Origin of the sequence: Streptococcus danieliae (assembly GCF_013415245.1) — a bacterium.
Taxonomy (GTDB): Bacteria; Bacillota; Bacilli; order Lactobacillales; family Streptococcaceae; genus Streptococcus; species Streptococcus danieliae_A.
Genome location: NZ_JACBXX010000206.1, coordinates 1 through 1,291, shown reverse-complemented (window position 1 = coordinate 1,291; position 1,291 = coordinate 1). Strand labels below are relative to the sequence as shown.

Annotated in this window: 2 protein-coding genes; both read left to right on the top strand. The window is 40.4% G+C overall.

What is annotated here, in order from left to right; genetic code table 11:
- Nucleotides 1-61: 61 nt before the first annotated feature.
- Entirely contained in the window at nt 62-268 is a 207-nt protein-coding gene (locus tag HZY94_RS09130) for an IS66 family transposase (protein ID WP_179925884.1), read from the top strand.
- Nucleotides 252-1,291: IS66 family transposase (tnpC, locus tag HZY94_RS09125; RefSeq protein WP_218925750.1), on the top strand; the 1,040-nt coding region annotated here is incomplete at its 3' end. The genes HZY94_RS09130 and tnpC, both read left to right, overlap by 17 nt.

Sequence of the window (1,291 nt, the reverse complement as noted above, 5' to 3'; positions counted from 1 at the left end):
ATTTCTATTGAAATCATGGCTTTTTTCGATATAATGAAGAAAAAGGAGGGCTAGTTGGCTTATGGAAGAATTATTGGCGATTATTGAACAACAAGCTGCTGTAAATCAACAACTAACCAATGAACTCGCCCTTCTCCGTGAACAAGTAGCTTATCTGACTCAGAAACTCTACGGGAAATCTTCCGAGAAATCCACTCATCCATCTGGTCAACTCAGTCTTTTTGAGGAAGAGACTGTTTCTGAAGAAGCGGATGACTTACCCAGTTGAAACAGAAGTCATCACCTATAAACGTCAGAAAAGCAAAGGAAAGCGTCAGTTTATTCTTAGCCAGTTTGAACCCGAAGAAATTCACCATGAACTTGAAGATGTTAGCTGTCCAGATTGTCATGATGCTTTAAAAGAAATTGGACAGATGGTTCAACGTCAAGAGCTGGTCTTTATCCCTGCTCAATTGAAACGTGTTGATCATATTCAGCACGCTTACAAGTGCTTGTCCTGTAGTCAAAAAAATGAGAATGATAAAATCATAAAAGCTCCTGTTCCTAAAGGTCCTCTAGCCCATAGTTTCGGCTCAGCTTCTATTATTTCACATACCATTCATGAAAAATTTAATCTCAAGGTTCCTAATTACCGCCAAGAAGAGGATTGGCATAAGCTAGGTTTACCTATTTCTCGTAAAGAGATCTGTCATTGGCATATTAAGATTAGCCAATACTATTTAGAGCCTCTCTATAATCTCTTACGAGAGAAACTCTTAACTCAACCTCTCCTACATGCCGATGAGACTACTTACCGTGTTTTAGAGAGTGACCGTCAGAACACCTATTACTGGACCTTTTTATCAGGGAAAGAAGAGGAAAAAGGTATTACTCTTTACCACCATGATCAGCGTCGTAGTGGATTGGTTGTTCAAGAATTTCTGGGAAACTATGATGGCTATGTCCATTGCGACATGTGGTCTGCTTACCGTCAACTTTCTGAAGCAAAGCTAGTTGGCTGCTGGGCCCATGTTCGAAGGAGGTTCTTTGAAGCTACACCAAAAAATGCAGATAAGACTTCCTTGGGGAAGATAGGTTTAAATTATTGCGATCAATTCTTTGCTTTGGAAAAAGAATGGGAGGAGTTGGAACCGCACGAACGTTTTGAACAGCGCCAAATCTTATTAAGCCCCTTAATGGAAGAGTTCTTTGATTGGTGTCGCCAGCAAGCTGTCCTACCTGGTTCCAAATTGGGCAGTGCGATAGACTACGCTCTCAAGTATGAGGAGACTTTTAAGAAAGTTTTAGAAGA